The organism is Actinosynnema sp. NPDC004786, assembly GCF_053601135.1.
Window position 1 is genome coordinate 24537 of record NZ_JBSGBG010000016.1, and the last position, 22682, is coordinate 47218.

Sequence of the window (22682 nt, forward strand, 5' to 3'; positions counted from 1 at the left end):
CACATGGGAGGCGCGGTCAGGGCGCGACGTAGGTGGCGTGCCCGACCAGCCGCAGCTCCGTCACGGCGCCGCGCAGGTCGGCCGCGCCGCGCGGGAAGGTCCCGACGTGCGCGGCCCACGCGCGCCGGTCCTGGGCCAGCGCCTTCAGGTACCGCACGCACAGCGACGGCGGGATGGCCTCGCACCGCTTGCGGGCCGCCCGCAGGGCGATCTCCATCAGCATCGCCTCGTCGTCCGGCCGCCCCCGCGACCGGATGCGGCCGAGGATGCCGTCGATCAACGCCATCCGGCTGTGCAGGAACTTCTCCCAGTAGCCCTCGTCCCCCGCCGCCTCGAAGCCGCCGTCGTCGTCCAGCAGCGCGAACACGCCCTCGGCGAGGCAGTCGCCGAACTCCTCCATCTCGGCCCGCTGCTCGGTGGCGAAGGGGTCGTACGGCTTCTGCCGCACCCGGCCCGTGACCGCCGAGCGGCGCAGACCGGCCTCGTCGAGCAGGAAGAACCAATCCTCGTTGTAGATCGTCGGGAAGAACGAGGTCATGGACTCGCGGCCGATCACCAGCGCGCCGCCGCCGATGAACGTGCCCTGGTCGCCGCCGGTCTCGCGGTGCGCGTGGCAGACCACCGAGTTGTCCGGGAAGCCGCCGACCTCCAGCCCGACGGCCGCGTAGCCCTCCGAGACCAGGCCGGCCGCCGCGTCCAGGTCGGCGGGCGCGGGCACGGTGATGTCGTCGTCCAGGAACGCCACCCGGTCCCACCCGACCACCCGGGACACGAGCAGGCCGAGGTTGCGCTTGAAGCTCGTGTCGGTGTGCCGCACGAACTCCGTGGGGCTCAACACCTTCGCGGTGGCCGACAGGCGGGGCATCAGCGAGGCGGGCAGCGCGCGGACGTCCACCACCAGCGCCTCGACGCCCCGGGTGCGGGCGAGCTTCGCGGCCCGGTCGGGCGCGGCGGCGCCGCTGGCGAGCACGACGAGGGGCCGGCCGAGGTCGGCGGCGACCCCGACGGCCTTCTCGAGGTGGCGCCACGGGCGGTTGGTCGGCACGACGATCGCGTCGACCCGGCCCGGCGGGCAGTCGGCGACGTCCACTCTGGTCAGCAGCTTGCCGTGCGACGCGTGGTGCGCCACGGGGGCGGGCGCGGTGGTGTTCACCCGGTGTTCTCCGGCCATTCGAAGAGGCGGGACTCGGGCAGGTTCCAGTCCGGGGTGACCACCCGGCCGTTCACCACCAGCACCCGGGTGAGGACGCTGTAGGAGTCGAGGCCCGGGAATCGCCGGGTGAGGTACTCCGCGTTGCGGTCGCGGAACCTGCCGTCGGTCAGTGCCCGCACGACGCCGAGGGTCCCCCGACCGTACTGGCCGTTGCAGATCGTCACCGTTCGCTTGTGGTTGAACGGGTTCGTGCCGCGGTAGAAGTGGGCGACGTCCTCCAGCAGGACCTCGCGGTCGCCCTTGCGGGCCAGCCTGGGCGCGTAGAGGCGTTCCTCGCCGCCGGGCGTGCGCACCACGAACCCGCCCGCCTCGGACTCGTCGTGGCGGGCGACCTGCGTGACGGGGAGGTCGACGCGGTCGAGCAGCTCGCGCGTGACCAGGTTCCAGTCGACGCCGCCGAGCAGCACGAGGTGCGTGGTGTAGTCGTCGGGCGCGAGGTCGGACGCGATGCGGAAGTTGACCTGGCTGCGCGGGTTGACCGAGCGGATGTGGCCGTGCAGCTCGATCAGGGCGTCGAGGTCGGCGTAGGTGTACAGCTCGACGTAGTCCGGCTGGGTCGGGTCGGAGTAGGGCATCCGGGCGCGCATGTCGGCCGGGAGCTGGGCGACCACGATGGTGATGTCGTGCCGGTCGTCGAAGTACCAGAAGCCGCGGTTCGCGCGGTCCCCGACCGGGGACGTGCCGTCCCGGCGCTGGTCGGCGGCGCGCAGGTCGGTCAGCTCGCGCAGCAGCTCGTCGCGGTGGCGCAGCTCCTCGGGCGTCAGCTCCTCGACCGGCAGCAGGCGGTAGGGGCGGGTGGCGACGGAGCGCCGGGTGGCGAAGAAGGTGGCGTAGGCGGCGAGGCGGTGCAGCGGCGGGGTCTTGGGCTTGCCGCGGCTCTCCCACGACGACAGCAGGGGCACGCTGGCGGGCTTCTCGGCGCTGAACGCCTGCGCGAGGTCGCTCTGGGTGATCGTGACGTCCGGCCAGCGCTCCTCGCGCAGCGCCCGCAGGCGGTGCGCCAGGCGGTGGGAGTCCTCGGAAACGACCACGTCCGCGCGCCCTTCAGTGAACTTCAGCGTATCCGCTGAAGCGTGAAACATACACGATGGCGACGAAAAGTCACGAGCTGATACGCCCGGACGGGTCTTGTCAGTGAAGTACAGCGCCACTTACCCTCATGTTGCTGAGGTTCAGTCAACTTCAGTGAGTCAAGGTGAAGTCCACCCAGGAAGCCATCCGGGGGTCGCCATGTACCTGCTCACCGCGTTAGCCCAATCCTCCGAGACCGCCGAGTGGACGCCGGTCGCGCTGGTGGTCCTGATCGGCGCGTTGGCGCTGGTCATGGGCCTGGCCAGGCTCCTGCGCCGGATGCTCGGCCTGGTGACCAAAGTCCTGCTGTCGGCCGGGGCGGCCATGACCGGGATCGCCTCGATGCTCGTCCTGTGCACCGCGCTGACCACGGTCCTGCTGGTGTACGCCCGGTGAACCACCGCGTGCGGAGCACCCCCTTCGTCTACGGTATGCGGGCCTGTACCGAAGGGGGAGCCGCACGATGGACCTGTCGCGCAGATCGTTCTCCGGGGGGACCGCCGTGGCCGCGGGGGCGCGGCCGACCCCCGGTGCGACCGCCGCGCCGGCTCGGGCGCTGCCGCGTCCACACCGGACGTCCACACCGCACCTGCTGGAGGCGGAGCAGCTCGTCGGCTACCTGTCGCTGCCGACGTGCCCGCTGGCGAACAACACGTACAAGGAGCCGGACCAGCCGAACGTGGTCCGGTGGGGCACGCCGGGCGACGCGTCCGACTGGGTCAACCGGAGCCAGTGCGCGTCGTTCCTGACCGCCGTGCTGAAGCGGACGTACCGGTGGGCGACGTCGGCGTTCTTCACCGCCCACTTCGGGGTGGCGAGCCCGTTCGCGCGCGACTACCGGGCGGCGTTCGCGGAGCGGGAGATCCCGCACTTCGAGCGCGTCACCAGGGTGGCGGACCTCCGACCGGGCGACCTGATCGCGATCGACTACCGCAACGACCAGGACACCAACACCGGGCACGTGGTGATGGTGCGGTCGGTCAAGGGCGTCTACACCGCGCCCGGCTCCGGCCTGAACTTCCCCGGCGAGACGCAGTACGCCGTGGAGGTCGTGGACTGCACGGCCGTGCCGCACGGCGTGTACGGGGTGGGCAACTACTTCCGGTTCCCGGACAACCGGATCTTCAACGCGACCGCGTCGACCGACGGCGCCGGGTACGGGCACATGATGTTCTACGCGTCCGACGCGACCGGCGGCTTCAGCCGGTACCGGTGGAGCGTGAACACGTCCTCCGCGGGGGCCTACACGATGGCCCAACGCCCCGTGTCGGCCGCCCGCGTCACGTCCTGAGCGTTCAACTCGGGGTACCTGGACGTAGGACACACGCGACCTGGACGTAGGACTCACGCGCGTGTCCTACGTTCGGGTCAGAGGCGCTGCCAGAGGGCGGGGACGTTCGGCGGCTCCCAGCCGGGTTGGGACGTGTGCGCCTGGCGGCACTGGTAGGTGACACCGTTGTAGGTGACCTGGGCACCTACCGCGTACGCCCGGTTCGGGGCCCAGGTGCCGGACGGCTGCGTGGTCGTGGTGGTGGTCGTGGTGGTCGTGGTGGTGGTGCCGCCGTTGTCCCACGGCACCTGCGGTGAGCGGTAGAAGTCGATGCCCATCGCGGTCCAGCGCGGGCCCTGCGCGCCCAGCCGGAGGCGGAACGCCTCCCAGTCGTGCGTCGACCACGGCGACCAGCCCAGCTCGGCGATCGCGGCCAGGCGCGGGAACGCCATGAAGTCGAGGTGCGCCGGCGTCACGATCGTCTCCGTCCACAGCGGGGCCTCGACGCCGCGCACGGCCGACTCCGGCACCCCGCTCACGTGCGTGCCGGGATTCCAGTTGTAGGCGTCCCGGACCTCGACCAGCCCGGCCCAGCTCAGCCCGAGCGGCGTGCCCGAGTGGTACTTCATGTCCAGGTACGCCTTGTTCGCGGGCGACATCAGGATCTTCTGGCCGCGCGCGGCGGCGTTCTGCACCACGGCGTTGGACGTCGTCGTGCCCCAGTACTGCGCGACCGCGCCCGGGTCGGTGGTGGTCTTGACGAACTCGTGCCAGCCCATCGCCTTCTTGCCGTACTTGCCCACCAGCGGCAGCACCCGGTCCATGAACGTCCGGTACTCCTGGTCGGTGGTCGCGTTCGCCTCGTCGCCGCCGATGTGGAAGTACGGGCCGGGCGTCAGCGCGGCGATCTCGCGGATCACGTCCTCCACGAACGTGTAGGTGATGTCCTTGGACACGCACAACGACGAGTAGCCGACCGCGATGTCCGTGCGCAGCGCGGGGGCGACGCCGTTGCAGTTCAGCTCGGCGTAGGAGGCCAGCGCCGCGTTGGTGTGGCCGGGCAGGTCCACCTCGGGCATGACGGTGATGTGCCGGGCCGCCGCGTACGCCACGATCTCCTGGTACTGCGCCTTGGTGTAGTACCCGCCGGGGCCGCCGCCGACCTGCGTGCTGCCGCCGTAGGTGGCCAGCCGGGGCCAGCTGTCGATCGCGATGCGCCAGCCCTGGTCGTCGGTCAGGTGCAGGTGGAAGTAATTGACCTTGTAGAGCGCGAGCTGGTCGAGGTACCGCTTGACCGTGGCCACGGGGTGGAAGTGGCGCGCCACGTCAAGCATCGCGCCGCGGTGGGCGAACCTCGGGTAGTCGGTGATCGTCGCGCCCGGCACGGTCCACGGCCCGGCCTGCGCGGTCCGGCTCTCGACCTTGGCGGGCAGGAGTTGGCGCAACGTCTGCACGCCCGCGAACAGGCCCGCCGGGGTGTTGGCGCGCAGCTGCACGGCCGCGGCCGTGACGACGAGGTGGTAGCCCTCGTCGCCGACGGACGCGGGCGCGCCGCCGAGGAGCAGCGAGATGCCGTCGGCGGGCGTGCCGGTGGTGTCGGTGACGGGCAGGGCGTAGCCGGTCGGGGGGCGCAGCAGGGCGGCCAGCCGGTCGCCGACGGCGTGCGCCGCGGGTGAGGTGTAGATCTTCGCGTCGGCGGCGACGGTGTGCGTGACACCGGCGGCGGGCTGCACCGAGACCGGCACGGGCACGATGCCGCGCAGCGGTTCGGCGGCCGAGGCCGCGATGGTTCCTGAGGCGGCGTTCCACGTGACGGTCGCACCGACGACGGTCACCAGGACGGCGAGCGCGCGGGCCGTCCTCGCTGGGAGTTTCACCGTTGGACCTCCTCGGGGGCGGGGCGGCGGCCGGCTGCGCCCAGCGTGCGGACGCCCGGGAGGGTCTGTCAATGGGTCTAGACCATTTGCGCCCGAAGTCAGCCCCTTGGCCCCCGGGACCGGCAGGTTCAAGGTTCGTCCCAGGTTCGTCCCCGGTCGCCCGGGCAGGGTGGCCCCATGACCGCGGACGGGTGAGGGGAACACCGGCGCACCCCGCGGTCCACGAGGGGTCGGCGTCCCGACCGGCGCACCCCCGCCGGTCGGGACGCCGCGTCGTCCGTGCCCGGGGACGGTCGGCCGGGGGGTGCGGCGGTCCACGGGCGAAGTGGCGTGGGAGTCAGCTCCCGGACCCGCGCCCGAGCTGCCCGCCGGCGCCGGAGGGCGGCTCGCTGTCGCGGGGAGTCCCGTGCATCAGGTCGACGGGGGTGTCGGGTGAAGCGTCACCTGTTCACCAGGGTGCGGGTCGACGCGGTGCCCAGGCCCGTCGGGCCGCGCAACGTCTGCGGGGTGAACGCCAGCTCCGGGACGCCGAAGTGCTTGGCCAGGTCGGCGTCGTGGTAGCGGACCACGCTGCGGTGCCAGTTCAGGATGCCGGACAGCCAGTCCTCGAGTTCGCGGACGTAGGCGTTGAGCGCGTCCTGCGCCTCCCGGTCCAACCGGAACTCCTCGAACAACGCGGGCAGCTCCACCGCGACCGAGTGCCGGAACTGCGCCAGCCGCGCGTTCGCGAGGTCGGTCGCGATCGTCCACGCCCGGTCCGGGTCCACGTCGAGGAACTGGCGCACGACGAGCACGAGGTTGTGCACCTCGCCCTCGAACTGGATCTCCTTCCGGTACGAGAACAGGTCGTTGAGGATGATGGCGTAGTCCATCGCCGAGTTCTCGATGTTGCGGATGGTGCGGGTCCGGTAGATCTCGTCGGGCACGAGCCGGCCGTGGCCGAGCCGGGCCAGGCTCATGGTCAGCTCCGAGCCGAACGTGTGCCGCCGCATCTCGATGTAGTCGACCGGGTCGGGCACGCGGTTCTCGTGCTGGTTCTTCAGCTCCCACATCCAGCTGTCGAGCATCAGCTCCAGCGCGTGGCGCAACTGCCGGCGGTTGTCCTGCGGCATCGGGGCGGTGGTGCGCTCCCACACGTCGGCGAGGCCGCGTTCCAGCGGGGTCACCGGCGACGGCGGCGCGCCCTCCAGCGGCATCATCTGCTTGAGCCGGTCGGTGACGGCCTTGGCCACGGCCAGGTCGGGGGTCCGGCCGAACGCGACCGGGTAGTAGTCGTCGCCGTAGGTGCCCCAGGTCAGCCAGAGCGCGTTGATCTCCAGCTCGTCCGCGGTGGCGTCCGGGTCGATGCCCGCCGAGCACAGCGCGAGGTCCATGTCGCGCAGCCGCTCCTCGGTCCACACGCGCGGCACGTCGTCGAACATGCCCATCTCGCGCGCCCAGGCGACGCTCTTCTCCCGCGCGTGCGCCCAGTGCGGGCTCACCGACAGCTCGAACGGCATGTCGAGCGCCGGTTCGGGCATCGACGGCACCTCTTCGAACGGCACGTGGCTGAAGCTGCGCAGCCGTTGCGGCGCGGTGGCGATCAGCGCGCGGGCGGCGCTCGTGCCCAGGCCGGTCGGACCGCCCAGCACCGGGTTCGCGGTGTCCAGGCCCTGGTTCATGTAGCGGCTGGAGCGGGCGTGCCACTCGTGGCCGCCGGACTGCCAGTCCTGCAGGCCCTTCACGTACGCCAGCACGGCGAGCCGGCCCGCCGGGTCGATCGCGTGCTCGTCGAGCAGCAGCGGCACCTCGGTGACGGCCGTGTGCTCGAACTGGTGCAGCCGGGACGTCAGCAGGTCGTTGACCGACTCGGCGGCCTCCTGGGTCGGCAGGTCGAGGAACTTCTCCAGCACCAGGACGCCGTTGCTCAGCTCGCCCTCGTCCAGCACCTCGCGCTCGTAGGAGAACAGGTCGTTGCGCAGGTGCACGGCGTCGGCGAACGTGTCGCGCAGGACGCCCATCGGGCGGGTGAGGGCGATCCGGGCGGGCACCTCCATGCCGGTGACGTGCTCGACCAGGTTCGCCGACCACGGCGCGCCGCCCACCTTGCGGCGCATCTCGATGTACTCGATCGGGTTGGAGAGCCTGCCCTCGGAGATGTTCAGCAGCTCCCACATGGACTCGTCCAGCAGGTGCTTGGTGTTGTCGGCGAACCGGCGGCGCCAGTCCTCGGAGTGGCTGCCGACCGTGCGCGTCCACAGGTCGGCGAGGCCCTTCTCGACCGGGTTCGTCGGCTCGGCCGTGATCGCGCCGTCGACCGGCATGAACAGCGGCAGCCGGTCGAGGTACGCCTTCGCGCCCGCCACGTCCGGGTTGCGCTTGTACAGCTCCACGAAGTGGTCGTCGAAGTAGAAGACCCACACGTACCAGTCGGTGACGAGGTCGAGGTCGTCGGGCGTGGCGTCGGGGTGGGTGTAGGCGCAGAGCAGGGCGTAGTCGTGCGAGTCGAGGTCGTGCTCGGTCCAGATCACCGTGCCGTGCTGCGGCACGTCGATCATGTCCATCTCGCGCGCCCACGCCTTCGTGTGCGCCCGCGCGCGTTCCAGGCTGGGGTTCAGCCGTGCCGGGTACGGCGTGTAGAAGTCCGGCAACTGGAACGGCTGCGGCATCGGGTCGCACCTCTCGTCATGACCTGTCCGGTGTACGGAACCAGTGCCGGGGCAAGGCGGCCAAGACCCACCGCCGTGATCCACACGTTCGGGCGTTCGGTCCCCCCGACCGGCGCAACCGCGTGCTGCTTTGGGTGGCGTCCGCGGACCGCGACCGCACCGGTGCGGCTTCCCCGCGACCCGGCCGGGCGAGCGGTGGAAACGCACCGGAGGCGGCACACTGGACCCGTGCCCCGCCTGGAGCCGTTCGAGGTCGGTTTCTTCGAGTCGGCGCCGCAGCGCCACAGCTACGTGCTGGACCTGCCGGTGTCACCCGAACGTGTGTGGCGTGGGCTGACCGCGTCCAACCCGCTGTGGTGGTGCCGGCTGCTGTCGTCGTCCGAGTACACCTCGCGCCGCCCGTTCGGGGTGGGCACGACGCGCCGGACCTCCGTGCTGGGCGTGCTGCGCCTGCACGAGCGCTTCATCCGCTGGGAGGAGGGGCGGCGGCAGTCGTTCGCGGCAGACCGGGCGTCGCTGCCGGTGTTCCGCCGGTTCGGCGAGGACTACCTGGTGGAGCGGGCGGACGGCGGCTCGCGGCTCACCTGGACGTTCGCCTACGAGCCCGCCCTCAAGGTCGGCGGCCGGCTCAACGAGGTGGTGTTCCGCTCGCTCGTCGCCGACACGCGGCGGCACTTCGAGGGCTGATTTCGACCGCGCAGCGTTACGAGCTGGGCCGGAAAGTGCAGTAGATCACGCCCATATGGGTGATTAGCGAGATTAGGTTAGGCTCCCCTCATGTCTAAGGGAGACGCGCTGCTCGCCGGTGAGGAACTGGTTCTCGCGCACCACGACCGCGCGGTGGTGCACGGTGTCTCGCTCGGACTGCGCGCGGGCGCCGTGACGGCGCTCGTCGGCCCCAACGGGTCCGGCAAGTCGACCGTGCTGCGGTCCCTGGCGCGCCTGCACCGGCCGCGCGAGGGGCAGGTCCGGGTCGGCGGGCGGTCCGTGTGGGGGCACTCGCCGCTGTCGGGCAAGGAGTTCGCCCGCAACGTCACCCTCCTCACCCAGCAGCGGCCGACGCCCTCGGGCGTGTCCGTGCGCGACGTCGTCTCCTACGGCCGGTACCCGTACCGGACGGGGTGGCGCGGGGTGGACCTGGAGGGCGGCGCGGCCGTCCAGCGCGCCATGGACCTCACCGGCGTGACCCCGATGGCCGACCGGGGCGTGGACGAGCTGTCCGGCGGCGAGCTGCAACGCGTGTGGCTCGCGTCGTGCCTGGCGCAGCAGACCTCCGTGCTCCTGCTGGACGAGCCGACCAACCACCTCGACCTGCGCTACCAGGTGGAGGTGCTCGACGTGGTGCGCGACCTGGCCAACGACCACGACGTCGCGGTCGGCGTGGTGCTGCACGACCTCGACCACGCCGCGATCATCGCCGACGAGGTCGTGCTGCTGTCCGAGGGCCGGGTCGTCGCGGCGGGCGGGGTCCGCGACGTCCTCACCGCCGAGCACCTGACCCGCGCCTACGGCGTCACGGTGCACGTGGCCGACGACCCGGTGACCGGCGCGATCCACTGCCGCCCGCTGGGCAGGCACACCCCGCGACCGGCCTGACCGCCCCATCCCCCTTCACCCTGAGAGGTTCCAGCCATGCGCTTGCTCGCCCCTGCCCTCGTGACGGCGGCCGTGCTGCTGTCGGCGTGCGGCACGACGGAGACCCCGGCGTCCACCGCCCCGACCGGGTCCGCCGGCGGCCCGGTGACCGTGACCGACGCCCGCGGCAAGGAGGTCAAGCTCGACTCCCCGGCCGCGAAGGTCGTCACGCTGGAGTGGGCCGAGACCGAGACCGTCGCCTCCCTGGGTGTCATGCCGGTGGGCGTCGCGGACGCCGCCGGTTACAAGACGTGGGACGCGGCCGTGCCGCTCGCGGACGACGTGAAGGACGTCGGCAAGCGCAACGAGCCCAGCGTCGACTCGATCGTCGCGCTCGACCCCGACCTGGTGATCATGGCCAAGGGCCGGGACGAGACGCTGGTCGGCCAGTTGGAGAAGTACGTGCCGGTGATCGTCACCCAGGCCAGCGACGCCTCCCGCAACCTCGACCGGCTGCGCGAGGACACGAAGCTGATCGCCCGGGCCATCGGCAAGTCCGCCGAGGGCGACGCGCTGCTGTCCGAACTGGACGCCGCGATCGCCGACGGCAGGAAGGCGGTCGAGGCCAAGGGCGCGACCGGCACGCCGTTCGTCATGGCCGACGGCTGGCTGGAGGGCAGCACGGTCAACATCCGCCCGTTCGGCAAGGGCTCGCTGGTCTCCGACGCCGCCGAGGCGATCGGCCTGAAGAACGCGTGGACCGGCGAGGTGGACCCGCAGTGGGGCCTGGGCGCGACCGACGTCGAGGGCATGACCGCGGTCACCGACCCGAAGACCATGCTGTTCTACAGCGCCTCCGAGGAGGACGTGTTCACCACCGGCCTGGCCGCGAACCCGGTGTGGCAGCGGCTGCCGTTCGTGGCGAACGGGAAGATCGTCAAGCTGGAGCCGGGCACGTGGACGTTCGGCGGGCCGAAGTCGGTCGTCGGCGTCGTCGAGCAGTTCGTGAAGGCTGCCACCGCCTGATGCGCACCGCCGTCGTGACGGCGGGGATCGTGGCGCTCATCGCCGTGCTCTCCGCCGTCCACCTCACCCAGGGCACCGCGTCGACCGGTGTGCTCGACGTGCTCAACGCCGTGGTGGGCAACGGCGACGCGCAGACGCTCGCCGTGCTGGAGGGGTCGCGCGTGCCGCGCCTGCTGGCCGCGTTGCTGCTCGGCGTCGCGCTCGGCGTCGCCGGCGCGGGCATGCAGTCGGTCGCGCGCAACCCGCTGGCGTCGCCGGACACGCTCGCCGTCAACGCGGGCGCGCACCTGGCCGTGGTCGCGATCGCGGCGTTCGGGCTGAGCCTGCCCACGCTGCCCGCGGGCGGGGCGGCGTTCGTCGGCGGGCTGGCCGCGTCGGTGGTCGTGCTGGGGTTGTCCGGCGGCGGTTCGACCAGCCCCCGGCTGGTGCTCGTCGGCTCGGCGGTGATGCTCACGCTCCAGTCGGGGACCATGTTGCTGCTGCTGATGTACGAGCAGGAGACGACCGGGCTGTTCGCCTGGGGATCCGGGTCGTTGACCGTGAGCGACCTGGACGCGACCGCGCAGATGACGCCGGTCGTGCTGGTCGCGGTGGCGGTGTTGCTGGTGATGGGCCGGTCGCTCGACATCCTCGCGCTGGGGGACGACAACGCGACCGTGCTGGGGTTGAGGGTGCGGCGGACGCGCGTGGGCGCGGTGCTGCTGACCGTGGCGCTGACCGCGGCGGCGGTGACGATCGCCGGTCCGATCGGGTTCGTCGGGCTGAGCGCGCCGGTGATCACCCGGCTGCTGACGCCGTTCGTGCCGGGGCTGGGCAGGCACCGGGCGCTGCTGCCGGTGTCCGGGCTCGTCGGCGTGGTGATCGTGCTCGGCGCGGACGTGCTGCTGCGCGCGGTGATCGGTTCGGCGGCGGCGGTGCGGGTGCCGACCGGGGTCATGACGACGGTGCTCGGCGCGGTCGTGCTGATCTGGCTGGCCCGGCGGGGTCGGTCCGGGGGCGCGCCGCGGCAGGCCCCCGCCGGGCGGGTCGGGGTGGCCACGTCGTCCCGCCGGCTCGTGGTGACGTCCGCGGTGCTGGCGGTGCTGCTGGTCGTCGCGCCGACCGTCGGGCTGATGCTCGGGGACCGGGTGGTGCTGCTGGGCGACCTGGCGAACTGGTTCGCCGGGCGCACGGGCACCGCGTTGACGTTCGTGCTGGACCAGCGGCTGCCGCGGGTGCTGGCGGCGCTGGTGGCGGGCGCGGCGCTGGCCGTGGCCGGGTGCGGCATCCAGTCCGTGAGCCGCAACCCGTTGGCCGAGCCGGGCCTGCTGGGCATCACGGCGGGCGCGGGGCTGGGCGCGATCGGGTTGATCACGGCCGTGCCGATGGCCGGGGCGTGGCACGTCGCCGGGGCCGCCGGGGTGGGGGCCATGGTGGCGTTCGCGCTGGTCTACGGGCTGGCGTGGCGGTCAGGGCTGGACTCGGACCGGCTGGTGGTGATCGGCATCGCGATGTGGTCGGCCGGGATGGCGCTGATCACGCTGATGATCGTGACGTCGGACCCGTGGAACACGGCGAAGGCGTTGACGTGGATGTCCGGCTCGACCTACGGGCGGACGCTGGAGCAGGTGGTGCCGACCGCGCTCGCGCTGGCGCTGCTGACGCCGTTGCTGTGGGCGCGGCACCGGGAGCTGGACCTGCACAGCCTGGACGAGGACACGCCGCGCGTGCTCGGCATGCGGGTGGAGCGGTCGCGGCTGGTGATCCTGGTGGCGGCGGGCGTGCTGGCGGCCACGGCCGTGTCGGCGATCGGGGTGGTGGCGTTCGTCGGCCTGGTCGCGCCGCACCTGGCCCGGTCGCTGGTCGGCGGGCGGCACGCGCGCGTGCTGCCGGTCGCGGCGGCGGTGGGCGCGGTGCTGGTGAGCGCGGCGGACACGGTGGGCCGGACGGTGATCGCGCCGGCGCAGGTGCCGGCCGGTCTGGTGATCGCGTTGATCGGCACGCCGTACTTCGTGCTGGTGCTGTGGCGGACGCGGGAGATGCGCACCTGACCTCAGCGGCCGAGGACGAACAGCTGGCTCGCCTGACCGGTGCACGTGGTCTGGACGAGCTGGACGCCCGGCTCGGCGCGGCCGGAGAGGACGCCGATGCAGTACGCCGCGCCGGGCACCGAGCGGAGCCGGTAGCCGCCGTTGGCCGGTTCGAGGGTGAACCGCTGGTCGGCCCGGTTCGCGCCGCAGTTGTCGCCGGCGAGGAGGAGGCCGTCGTGCGTGCCGCCGTAGTCGACGGTGGCGCAGCCCAGGCCGTACTCGGCGTTGTGCAGCTTGATGCGGTAGGTGCCGTCGGCGAGGCGTTCCAGTTCGGTGGGCGGGGTGGCGGTGGCGCAGTCGTGCTGGCCCAGCACGATCCGCTGCGGGTTGGCCCGCTCCGGTCCTTCGCCGACGCACAGGCCGGTGTGGGCGAGGCGGATCTGCTGGATGCCGTCCCTCGGCCCGGCGGCCGGGGGCGGTTGGGGGGCCGGGGGCGGCGCGGTGGCGGTGGTCGTGGTCGCGGCGGGCGGGGCTTGGGGTGCGGTGGTGGGCGGCGGCGTGGTGGGCGGTGGGGTGGAGGGTTCGGTGGTCGTCGGGTCCGCGGGCGGGGCGGTGGTGGAGGTGGTGGTCGGGGTGGTGGAGGCGGCGTTGTTCTGGGCGGGGGCCTCGGTGCCGTCGGTGAGGACGACGGCCAGGGCCACGGTCGCGACCACGACGAGCACCCCGGCCACCAGCGCGAGCCGTCGGCGGGTGGGGCGCGGGGGAACGTGGGTCGGGGTCGGGGTCGGGGCGGGCGGCTGCGGCAGGGGTGCGCTGGGGGCGGGCGGGGGTTCGGCGGGCTCGGACTCGACAGCCTCGGCCGCGACGGGCTCTGGCGCGACGGGTTCCGGTGCGACGGGTTCCGATGCGGTCGGCGTGGGCTCGGCGGGCGTGGGCTCGGCGGGCTCGGACTCGGTGTTGTCGGCCTCGGGGTCGTCCGGCTCGGCGGTGTCCGGGCGAGCGGCGTCCGGGGTGGGGGTCGCGCCGGGAGCCAGGGAGGCCACGGCCAGGTCGGCGCGCAGGGCGGTCCAGGCGGCCACCGCCGCGTCGTCACCCCCGCACGCGCGGATGTAGGCGGCCAGCAGTTGTTCACGGGGCAGCGTGGCGCGGGACAGGGCGGTGCTCAGCGTGGACGCCGGCAGGACGTCCCCCGCGCGCGCCGCGCGGCGTTCGAGCTGCCGGTAGCTCAACCCCGACCGGACCCGCAGAGCGCGCAGGGCCGCGGTGAACTCGGCGGCGTCCCGGATTTCCGGCGGTGCCAAGCCTTCCACTGCGATTCCTCCCCCAAGGTCGGCCGACAGCATGGCACAACGGACCACCGCGCGCGGCACCCCATAACCGAACGGCATCGGCACAGGTCTTGGACACCGCGCGACCCGCCGCCCACGATCGGGACCATGACCGAGGAGCAGAACGCCCCCACCGTGTCCCGGGCCGACGTGCTGCGCGGCCTGGGCGCGACGGCGGTCGGCGTGGCGACGGGCTCGTGGCTCACCGCGGGCACCGCCACCGCCGCCGAACGCGACCACCCGCACGTGCGGCTGATCAAGGACTACTACGCGGCCTACGCCGCCGGCGACGTGGCCGCGCTGCGCCGGTTCTTCGCCGACGACATCCGGTGGACGATCCCCGGCCACCACCCGCTGTCCGGCACCAAGACCGGCGTCGAGGAGGTGCTGGCGTTCTTCGCCGAGCTGGCCAAGGCCGGGTTCCGCGCCGAACCGCTGTTCCTCGCCGCGGACGGCGACTGGGTCGTGGACCTGCACCGCGGCTGGAGCACCCGGCCGGCGGGCCTGGACATCACCTGGGCGCTGGCGTTCCGGATCCGCGGGCGGCGGATCGCGGAGGCGGTCAACTTCGCCGCCGACCAGCACGCGGCCGACCGCTTCTTCTGGCAGGCGTACCCGCTGGCGCGCATCCCGGACCGGCTGGCCCGCTAGCGACCGGGCCGGCCCCGGTCACGTGACCAGGACGCCGGGTCGGCCTCCTCCTGCACGCCGGTGGCCAGGTCCTTCACCTCGTGCGGCCGCCCGTCGGCGAACGGCGGGAACCACGCGAACGGGATGCCCTTGCGGGAGGCGTACCGGAGCTGCTTGGCGACCTTGTCCTCCTGGTGGTACAGCTCGACGGCGAGCCCCCGGTCCCGCAACGCCTTCGCGGTCGCCGTCGCGGTGCGCCGCCGGTCCTTCGGCAGCACCACGAGCACGTCCGCGGGCGAGGCGGGGCCGGTGTCGAGCAACCCCTCGGCCAGCATCTTGGCGAAGATCCGGGAGAACCCGATCGACAGGCCGACCCCGGGCAGCCGGCGGCGGATGAACGACCCGGCCAGGTCGTCGTACCGGCCGCCCGAGCAGATCGCGCCGTACTCCGGCCACTCCACGAACCGGCCCTCGTAGACCGTGCCGGTGTAGTAGTCCAGGCCGCGGGCGACGGAGAAGTCGGCGACGACGTTCGGCAGGTCGGACAGCTCGTCCAGCACGAAGTCCAGCTCGTCGAGCCCTTCCGCCAGCAACGCCGACTCCACGCCGAGCGCGCGCACGGCCCCCACGTCGCCGCGCAACCGGGCCAGCTCCAGCACGGCCTCGACCTGCGCCGGCCGGAGCCGTTCCGCGAGCAGCGCCGCCACCCCGTCCGGGCCGATCTTGTCGATCTTGTCGACGGCGCGGACCACGTCGAGCGGCTCGGCCACGCCCAGCCCCTCGCAGAAGCCCTGGAGCACCTTGCGGTTGCTGACGGCGAGGGTCCACGGGGGCAGGTCGAGCGAGGTCAGGACGTCGTGCACGAGGCGGGGCAGCTCGGCGTCGAAGTGCGGCGCGACCTCGTCCACGTCGATCACGTCCACGTCGCACTGGGTGAACTCGCGGAACCGCCCCTCCTGCGGCCGCTCGCCGCGCCACACGCGCTGGATCTGGTACCGCTTGAACGGGAACACCAGCTCGTTGAAGTGCTGCGCCGCGTACCGCGCGAACGGCACGGTGAGGTCGAAGTGCAGCCCGAGCCGCCCCTCCTCCGCGCCCTGCGCCCGACCGAGCGAGTAGACCTCCTTCGACGTCTCCCCCTTGGCCAGCAGCACCTCCATGCGCTCCGCGGACGGCGTCTCCACCGAGCAGAACCCGTACCGCTCGAACGCCGCCCGGATCGCGTCGAGCCACCGCAGCTCGACCAGGCGCACGTGCGGCAGCCACTCGGGGAAGCCGCCGACGGGCACCGGACGCAGCACGGGTTGCTCGCTCATGACCGGAAGTGCACCGGAACCGCGCCCGACCCACCAACCGGATTTCCGATCGGGTGACGCGCGTCAGCGCGGCGTCGTCATGATCCGGTCGACGGCCGCGCCCAGCTTCGCGTACTTCTCGGTGTAGAGCACGGGGAAGACGCCGGGGCGGTCGGCCGGGCGGTGGCGGTCGACGTAGTCGGTGCCCAGGTTGCCGAACGCGACCACGACGTAGTGCCGTTCCGCCCCGCCCGGCAGGGACTTCACGATGCCCGCGTCGGCGGCGCTCGTGTCCACCCACCCCGTCTTGTGGCCGAACGCCACCTGCGCCACCGCGTCGCACGGCCGCACGTCGCTGTCGTACACGGCCGGCCCCACGGTCACCGTGCCGTCCGGCCCGACCCAGCGCGGCGGCGTGAGCTGGGGGATGCCCTGCGCCGGGTAGTCGCGTCCGCAGTGGTTCGTGGTGGACAGCATCTCGTTGTGGCCCTGGTCGGCCAACGACGCCAGGAACTGCGCGCGGGACGCCGCGCCGAGCCGGTCGGCGGTCACCTCCACACCCGCCTCGGTGACCCACAGGACGCCGGGCCCGCCGTTGACCAGCAGCAGCAGCTTCGCGGTGTCGATGGCGCCCATGTTCGACCCGATCCACCGGCCGCCGTTGCCCGGGTCGGTGCCGGTGACCATGAGCGTCGGCATGCCCAGCTCCGCGAACGTCCGGTTGACCTCGTCCCACGCGCCCAGGTCGTGCAGCATCTTGATCAACGCGCAGGTGGACTCGTTGCGCGACATGGTGATCATCCGGTCGAAGTGCCACCGGACCACCTCGGCGGACGGCCCGCCGCACACCGGGTGCGGTGTCACGGGCGAGTAGTCGTAGACCGCGTCCAGGTCCACCCGCCCCTGGTCGGCCAGCCGCAGCACGCCGAAGCCGACCATGAGCTTGAGCACCGACGCCGGGTACGGCGAGGTGAAGTCGATCGGCGCGCCCTCCCGGCCGGCGAGCACGTCGCGCGTGCCCCGACCGCCGTTGACGTCCCACTCGGTGTCGTCCCACCAGCGGTAGCGGACCTGGTCGGTGGACAGGGTCCGCCGGTCCAGCGGCACCACGACGCCGTTCGGGTACTGCGGGCTGAGCAGCACGTCCGCCATCGCGGTGGGCCGGCCGAGGCGGTCGAGCGCGATCACCGCCAGGTCCAGGTTCGGCGTCTGGTGCAGCGGTTTCGGCTCGGCCGGCCGGACGACCTCCCCGGCGGGCAACGGGTCGTGCTTCTCCGGCGCGCCCGCCCGTGAGGCCGTCGCCGCCGGCGGCGTCAGGTCGAGCACGTCCTTGAAGTCCTGCGCCACCACGGCCTGCCGCAGCGACTCGGCCAGGGCGTCACCGCCCGTCGCCCCGGCCGGCGTCGTCGTCACCACCACCGCGACGACGGCGATCAACGCGTGCCGAACGGTCGTCATCGGGCACCTCCGGTTGCCGCTGCGGACGGTAGTGCATCCGTCACCGCGGCGCAGTCAGGAGAACGTGCCCAGGAACTGGTCCCGGAACGCGTTCATCGGCCGCACGGGGGCCTGCGGTGACGGCGCGAGCCCGTCGGTCCAGCCCCTGGCGGCGACCCGGGCCGTCACGGCGGGGTCGCGCGCCACGACCGTGACCGGCACGTCGCGCCCAGCCCCGGGACCGGTCACGAACGGCGCGGGTTGGTGGTCGCCCAGGAACACCAGGACGAGGTCGTCGTCCCCGTAGGTCTCGACGTACGAGACGAGGGTGTTCACCGAGTACGCGACGGTCCGCGCGTAGTCGGCGCGCACCGCCGCCGGGTCGCGGCCGAACACGTCCTCCGCCGGGGCCTCGCCCGACGTCATCGAGTGGTAGACCGAGCCGTCGCCGAGGGCGTCCCAGCCGACCGCCGCCGGGGACGGCGACCACGGCGCGTGGCTGGACAGCAGCGGGATCACGGCCATCACCGGCGCGTGCGCCCCCGCCCGCTCGAACTGCTGGAACCGCGCCAGGGTGAACTCGTCGGGCACGGCGGCGTAGCCGAAGCGCGGGCCCCGGTAGCCGAGGTCGTCGAGCGCGTAGACCCGGTCGTAGTCGAAGAACGCGCCCTCCGGCCACGCCTGCGTGATGCCGGGCATGACGCCGACCGACCGCCAGCCCGCGCGCCGGAACGCGCCGCCCAGCGTCAGCCGGTCGCCCGCCAGCAGGGTGCGGTAGCGCTGCTGGTTGTCGACCCACAGCCCGGACAGCAGGGTGGCCTGGGCGAGCCAGCTCCCGCCGCCCGCCGTGGGCGAGGTGAGGTATGCGCTGCGCGCCGAGTACCCGGCCGCCGCCAACCGCCGCCCGCCCGCGTCGAGCGCCGGGCGCAGGAGCGGCGCGATGCCGGGGTGCTCCACCGCGGCCCGGCCGTAGCTCTCCACGAACGCCACCACGACGTCCTTGCCCCGCAACGCGGTCAGCAGCTCGCCGCCCGCCGTGCCGCCGAACGCGTCCACCGCCGACTCCGCCTCGAACTCCTCCCGGTCCCGCAGCCCCACGCCCACCTGGCGCGCGTGGTCGTAGAGGAACTCCGCCGTGCTGCCCGACGCGATCGGCCCGACGTGCGTGATCCGCACACCCGGCACGGCGAGCGCGACCCACGCGACGGCCAGCACCGCGACCGCCCGCGCGGCCGCCCCGCGCCGCCGCGCCACCACACCGCCGAGCCGCACCGCGGACCGCGCCATCAGGAACACCACCGCGAGCGCGAGCAGCACGGCCACCACCACGACCGCCACCGCCGCGAACCGCCCCGCCGTCACGTCCACGTAGTCCACCGCCGGCCCCAGCAACGGCCAGTCGAGCACCAGGTCGAACGGCCGGTACAGCACCGCGTCGAACCCGATGTCCAGCAGCTTCACCAGGAACACCACGCCGAGGCCCGCGCCGCCGACCGCCGCCGCCACGGGTCGCGCCCGTGCGGGCAGGACCAGCACCAGCGCCACGCCGAGCAGCCCCTCGACCGGGAAGCGCAGGAACGACAGGGGCGTCACCGAGTCGAAGTCGCCGGGCGTGACCAGGGCCAGCAGCACGAACACCGAGGCCAGGGCGGTGACCGCGACCCGACGGCCACGACGGTCCACGGTGTCGGTCATGCGGTCCTCTCCGGTCGTCCCACCCGGTACAACGCGAGCACACCCGGCGCGGTTCACCCGGGACCACCCGCGCCAGGGCGGACCGGCCGCAGCGCCGGAGCCACGACCGCCGCGCGGCCGTCGGTACGGTGAGGCGGTGACCCGTCCGTACGTCCTGCTCAGCGTCGCCGTCAGCGTGGACGGCTACATCGACGACCACGGCGCGCAACGGTTCCCGCTGTCCAACGCGGAGGACTTCGACCACGTCGACCAGGTGCGCGCGGAGTCCGGCGCGATCCTCGTCGGCGCGGGGACCGTCCGCCGCGACAACCCGCGCCTGCTGGTCAACTGCGCGCGCCGGCGCGCCGCCCGGGTCGCGTCCGGCCGGCCCGAGTACCCGGTGAAGGTGACCGTCACCGGCACCGGCGACCTCGACCCGGGCCTGCGGTTCTGGCACCACGGCGGCGACAAGGTCGTCTACACCGCCGAACCCGGGCATCGGCGGGCGGCCGCCGCCGTCGGCCACGTGGCGGACGTGGTGTCGCTCGGCCCGTCCGTCGACTTCGGCGCGCTGCTGGACGACCTCGGCGAGCGGGGCGTGGACCGGCTCATGGTGGAGGGCGGCGGCACGATCCACACCGCGTTCCTGGCCGCCGGGCTGGCCGACGAGCTGCGGATGGCCGTCGCGCCGATGCTGATCGGCCAGGCCGCCGCGCCGCGGTTCGTGAACCCGGCCGAGTTCCCCGGCGGTCCGGCGCGGCGGTTCCACCTGGAGGACGTGACCAGGCTGGGCGACGTCGTCGTGCTGCGCTACTTCCCGAAGCGCTGAACGGCGGCGCGGACCGCGTCGCGGCGGAACCACGCGATCACCGCCGCCACCGCCAGCAGCGCCGCGGGCAGCACCGCGCCTCCGGTGTCGCGCAGGATGACCAGCTCCGTGGCCACCGCGCCGGCCATCACGCCGGCCAGGCCCGCCGCGGCGAGCCCGCACAGCCGCGGCACGAGCAGGCCGAGCGCGCCCGCGAGCTCCAGCGCGCCCGTCACGTACCGCAGCCACTGCCCGAGCCCGATCCGGTCGAACTTGCCGACGAAGTCGTCCCCGAGCAGCGACACCCCGCTGTAGGCGAAGTACGCCGCCAGCCCCACCTGCGCCACCCACAGGACGACGTTCCCGACACCGCGGGCGACGTCCACCCGAGCCGCGTCAGACATGGTTGATCCCTTCCACCGGGGCCGGGGCACCGCGCCACAACCGGGCGATGTCGCGGCCGAACGACCAGACGAGCGACACCAGCGCGAGCGCGACCAGGACGCCCGCGTGCGGCATCCAACCGGAGGCGGCGGCCGTGAGCATGACGCCCTGCACCGCGGCCACGACCTTGCGCGCCCAACTCGGCGGCAGCGGACCGCGCAGCCACGCCAAACCCCAGGAGGCCGCCACGAACGCGTACCGCAGCGCGCCCACGACCAGCACCCACGGACCGAACTCCGCCGCGACGCGCACGCTCAGCACGAGGATCAGGAACGCGTCGACCTCCATGTCGAAGCGCGCGCCCAGCGGGGACGCCGTGCCGGTGCGCCGCGCGACCCGGCCGTCGACGAAGTCGAGCGCGAGCGCGACGGCGGCCAGCGGCACCAGCAGGGCCGCGGGACCGCCGTCCGCCACCAGCGCCGTCACGCCGCCGACCAACAGCCCCCGGGCGAGCGTCACCCGGTCGGCCGGCCCGAGCACGCCCCGTTCCGACCGCCGGAGCGCGCCGCCGAGCAGCACCGGGGTCGCGACGGCGTAGGCGAGGCCCGCGAGCCAGCCGAGCGGCCCCAGCCCGACCGTGCCCTCCAGCACGCCCAGCAGGAGCACCTGCCCGCCCGCCCAGGCGAGGGGTTCCGCGTCACCGGCCGCGGTGTGGTGGAGTGTCGTCATCGCGCCCCTCGTCGTGTTCGGAGGTTTGACAGGTGACACGCACGGCGAGGGCCCTCTGGTTCACCGCGGCCGGGAAGTGCGAGGTGCGGCCGGTCGCGCTGCCCGAGCCCGGACCGGGCGAGGTGCTGGTCCGGACGCTGCACACGGGCGTCAGCCGGGGCACGGAGAGCCTGGTGCTGCGCGGCGGCGTGCCGGCGGGCCAGCGCGCGGTGATGCGGGCCCCGTTCCAGGACGGCGACTTCCCGTGGCCGGTGAAGTACGGCTACCTCAACGTGGGCGTGGTCGAACGGGGACCGCTGCTCGGCCGCACGGTGTTCTGCCTCTACCCGCACCAGACGCACTACGTGGTGCCCGCCGCCGCGGTGACGCCCGTGCCGGACGCGGTGCCCGCCGGGCGGGCCGTGCTGGCCGGGACGGTGGAGACGGCGGTCAACGCGCTGTGGGACGCCCGGCCGCTGGTCGGCGACCGGGTCGCGGTCGTCGGCGGCGGGATGGTGGGGTGCTGCGTGGCCGCGCTGCTGGCCCGGTTCCCCGGCGTGCGGCTGCAACTGGTCGACGCCGACCCGGCGCGGGCGGCCGTGGCGGCGGCGCTCGGCGTCGGGTTCGCCTCCCCGGACGAGGCGGCGGGCGACTGCGACCTGGTGGTGCACGCGAGCGCGTCGGAGGAGGGGCTGGCCCGGTCGTTGGAGCTGCTCGCGCCCGAGGGCCGGGTGGTGGAGCTGAGCTGGTACGGCGACCGCCCGGTCGCGGTGGCGCTGGGCGAGTCGTTCCACTCGCGCCGGCTGCGGCTGGTCGGCAGCCAGGTGGGCGTGGTCGCGCGGCCCGACCGCACGCACGCCGAGCGGATGGCCCTGGCCCTGGAGCTGCTGGCCGACCCCGCGTTCGACGCGCTGATCACCGGCGCGAGCCGGTTCGAGGACCTGCCGTCCGTGCTGCCGCGGCTGGCGAGCGGCGCGCTCCCGGCCCTGTGCCACCGCGTTGACTACGGTGCCGGGCATGTACCTGCCTGACACCACCGAGGACGTGCGGCGGCGCGCGGCGACCGTGGCGGTGCTGCCCGTCGGCAGCCACGAGCAGCACGGCCCGTACCTGCCGCTGGCCACGGACACGGTCGTCGCGTGCACGATCGCGCGGGCCGTCGCGGACGCGCACCCGGTGCAGCTGCTCCCGCCGATCACGATCTCGTGCTCGCACGAGCACGCGGCCTGGCCGGGCACGGTGAGCATCTCGGCGCGGACGCTGCACGCGGTGGTGCGGGACGTCGCGAACTCGCTGCGCCGGTCCGGCGTGCCGAACCTGGTGCTGGTCAACGGGCACGGCGGCAACTACGTGCTGGCCAACGTCGTGCAGGAGGCCGAGGGGATGGCGTTGTTCCCCGGCGGCGGCGACTGGAGCGCGGCCCGCGCGGCCGCCGGGCTGGCGACCACGGCGCACGGCGACATGCACGCGGGCGAGCTGGAGACGTCGATCCTCCTGCACGCCCACCCGGACCTGGTGAAGCCCGGCTACGAGCGGGGCGACCACCTGGCCGACGACCGACCGCACCTGCTCACGCTCGGGCTCGCGCCGTACACGTCGTCGGGCGTGGTGGGGCGGCCGTCGCTGGCGTCAGCCGACAAGGGCCGGGCCGTGCTCGCGCGGCTGGTCGAGGCGTTCGGGTCGTGCCTCGCGGTGTTCTGAAGCGGCCCAGCGCGAGCACGCCGGGCAG

General features: G+C 73.6%; 20 protein-coding genes. 10 read left to right on the plus strand and 10 right to left on the minus strand.

Annotation, left to right across the window (positions count from 1 at the left end; genetic code table 11):
* Positions 1-16: 16 nt before the first annotated feature.
* Both ACWEFJ_RS16545 and ACWEFJ_RS16550 read right to left on the minus strand, forming a co-directional pair.
* Positions 17-1153: a hypothetical protein gene (locus ACWEFJ_RS16545; protein WP_449714219.1), complete on the minus strand. Its 1137-nt coding sequence runs from the start codon at positions 1151-1153 to the stop codon at positions 17-19.
* A complete protein-coding gene (locus ACWEFJ_RS16550) occupies positions 1150-2244 on the minus strand; it encodes an XRE family transcriptional regulator (RefSeq protein WP_449714220.1) in 1095 nt (364 codons plus the stop codon). Before ACWEFJ_RS16550 ends, ACWEFJ_RS16545 begins: the two co-directional genes overlap by 4 nt.
* Positions 2245-2443: 199 nt before the next feature.
* Between ACWEFJ_RS16550 and ACWEFJ_RS16555 the strand changes: the two genes are divergently transcribed.
* Both ACWEFJ_RS16555 and ACWEFJ_RS16560 read left to right on the plus strand, forming a co-directional pair.
* The gene (locus ACWEFJ_RS16555) at positions 2444-2680 is read left to right on the plus strand and encodes a hypothetical protein (RefSeq protein WP_449714221.1); all 237 of its coding nucleotides are present in this window, start codon (positions 2444-2446) and stop codon (positions 2678-2680) included.
* Positions 2681-2747: 67 nt separating this feature from the next.
* Positions 2748-3575 (plus strand): hypothetical protein, encoded by an 828-nt coding sequence (locus ACWEFJ_RS16560; RefSeq protein ID WP_449714222.1) that lies wholly within the window; start codon positions 2748-2750, stop codon positions 3573-3575.
* Positions 3576-3652: 77 nt separating this feature from the next.
* On the opposite strand, the gene ACWEFJ_RS16565 is transcribed toward ACWEFJ_RS16560, so the two are convergent.
* Positions 3653-5431 carry a family 20 glycosylhydrolase gene (locus ACWEFJ_RS16565; protein WP_449714223.1) on the minus strand — a complete coding sequence of 593 codons (1779 nt, stop codon included), beginning with the start codon at positions 5429-5431 and terminating at the stop codon, positions 3653-3655.
* Positions 5432-5871: 440 nt separating this feature from the next.
* Complete coding sequence (locus ACWEFJ_RS16570; protein WP_449714224.1) at positions 5872-8079, minus strand: terpene synthase family protein; 2208 nt, start codon at positions 8077-8079, stop codon at positions 5872-5874.
* Positions 8080-8307: 228 nt separating this feature from the next.
* On the opposite strand from ACWEFJ_RS16570, the gene ACWEFJ_RS16575 reads away from it, so the two are divergent.
* The 4 genes from ACWEFJ_RS16575 to ACWEFJ_RS16590 all read left to right on the plus strand — a co-directional run bounded on the left by ACWEFJ_RS16575 (position 8308) and on the right by ACWEFJ_RS16590 (position 12710).
* Positions 8308-8766 (plus strand): SRPBCC family protein, encoded by a 459-nt coding sequence (locus ACWEFJ_RS16575; protein WP_449714225.1) that lies wholly within the window; start codon positions 8308-8310, stop codon positions 8764-8766.
* Positions 8767-8856: 90 nt separating this feature from the next.
* Positions 8857-9675, plus strand: a complete 819-nt coding sequence (locus ACWEFJ_RS16580) for an ABC transporter ATP-binding protein (protein ID WP_378089615.1) — start codon at positions 8857-8859, stop codon at positions 9673-9675.
* A gap of 36 nt (positions 9676-9711) precedes the next feature.
* Positions 9712-10680, plus strand: coding sequence for an ABC transporter substrate-binding protein (locus ACWEFJ_RS16585; protein WP_449714226.1), 969 nt, complete (start codon positions 9712-9714; stop codon positions 10678-10680).
* A complete protein-coding gene (locus ACWEFJ_RS16590) occupies positions 10680-12710 on the plus strand; it encodes an iron ABC transporter permease (protein WP_449714227.1) in 2031 nt (676 codons plus the stop codon). The genes ACWEFJ_RS16585 and ACWEFJ_RS16590 overlap by 1 nt, the downstream gene beginning before the upstream one ends.
* Before the next feature lie 2 nt (positions 12711-12712).
* Here the strand turns inward: ACWEFJ_RS16590 and ACWEFJ_RS16595 are convergent, their stop codons facing one another.
* Positions 12713-13999 carry a hypothetical protein gene (locus tag ACWEFJ_RS16595; RefSeq protein WP_449714228.1) on the minus strand — a complete coding sequence of 429 codons (1287 nt, stop codon included), beginning with the start codon at positions 13997-13999 and terminating at the stop codon, positions 12713-12715.
* A gap of 126 nt (positions 14000-14125) precedes the next feature.
* On the opposite strand from ACWEFJ_RS16595, the gene ACWEFJ_RS16600 reads away from it, so the two are divergent.
* On the plus strand, positions 14126-14668 hold the full coding sequence (locus tag ACWEFJ_RS16600) for a nuclear transport factor 2 family protein (protein WP_378089608.1): 543 nt from the start codon (positions 14126-14128) through the stop codon (positions 14666-14668).
* Here the strand turns inward: ACWEFJ_RS16600 and hisS are convergent.
* The 3 genes from hisS to ACWEFJ_RS16615 all read right to left on the minus strand — a co-directional run bounded on the left by hisS (position 14665) and on the right by ACWEFJ_RS16615 (position 19074).
* Positions 14665-15963, minus strand: coding sequence for a histidine--tRNA ligase (hisS, locus tag ACWEFJ_RS16605; protein WP_449714229.1), 1299 nt, complete (start codon positions 15961-15963; stop codon positions 14665-14667). The genes ACWEFJ_RS16600 and hisS overlap by 4 nt on opposite strands.
* 63 nt (positions 15964-16026) lie before the next feature.
* Positions 16027-17400, minus strand: a complete 1374-nt coding sequence (locus ACWEFJ_RS16610; protein ID WP_449714230.1) for a serine hydrolase — start codon at positions 17398-17400, stop codon at positions 16027-16029.
* Between the two features lie 54 nt (positions 17401-17454).
* Positions 17455-19074, minus strand: a complete 1620-nt coding sequence (locus tag ACWEFJ_RS16615) for a sulfatase-like hydrolase/transferase (RefSeq protein WP_449714231.1) — start codon at positions 19072-19074, stop codon at positions 17455-17457.
* A gap of 136 nt (positions 19075-19210) precedes the next feature.
* Here ACWEFJ_RS16615 and ACWEFJ_RS16620 point away from each other — a divergent pair, with 136 nt between their 5' ends.
* Positions 19211-19882, plus strand: a complete 672-nt coding sequence (locus tag ACWEFJ_RS16620) for a RibD family protein (RefSeq protein ID WP_449714232.1) — start codon at positions 19211-19213, stop codon at positions 19880-19882.
* Here ACWEFJ_RS16620 and ACWEFJ_RS16625 read toward each other — a convergent pair.
* Entirely contained in the window at positions 19864-20265 is a 402-nt protein-coding gene (locus tag ACWEFJ_RS16625; RefSeq protein WP_449714233.1) for a DoxX family protein, read from the minus strand. The two genes, ACWEFJ_RS16620 and ACWEFJ_RS16625, sit on opposite strands and share 19 nt — an antisense overlap.
* Entirely contained in the window at positions 20258-20974 is a 717-nt protein-coding gene (locus ACWEFJ_RS16630; RefSeq protein WP_449714234.1) for a CDP-alcohol phosphatidyltransferase family protein, read from the minus strand. Before ACWEFJ_RS16630 ends, ACWEFJ_RS16625 begins: the two co-directional genes overlap by 8 nt.
* Positions 20975-21006: 32 nt before the next feature.
* Here ACWEFJ_RS16630 and ACWEFJ_RS16635 point away from each other — a divergent pair, with 32 nt between their 5' ends.
* Both ACWEFJ_RS16635 and ACWEFJ_RS16640 read left to right on the plus strand, forming a co-directional pair.
* Positions 21007-21984 (plus strand): dehydrogenase, encoded by a 978-nt coding sequence (locus ACWEFJ_RS16635; RefSeq protein ID WP_449714235.1) that lies wholly within the window; start codon positions 21007-21009, stop codon positions 21982-21984.
* Positions 21971-22654, plus strand: coding sequence for a creatininase family protein (locus tag ACWEFJ_RS16640; protein WP_449714236.1), 684 nt, complete (start codon positions 21971-21973; stop codon positions 22652-22654). The genes ACWEFJ_RS16635 and ACWEFJ_RS16640 overlap by 14 nt, the downstream gene beginning before the upstream one ends.
* Positions 22655-22682: the final 28 nt, after the last annotated feature.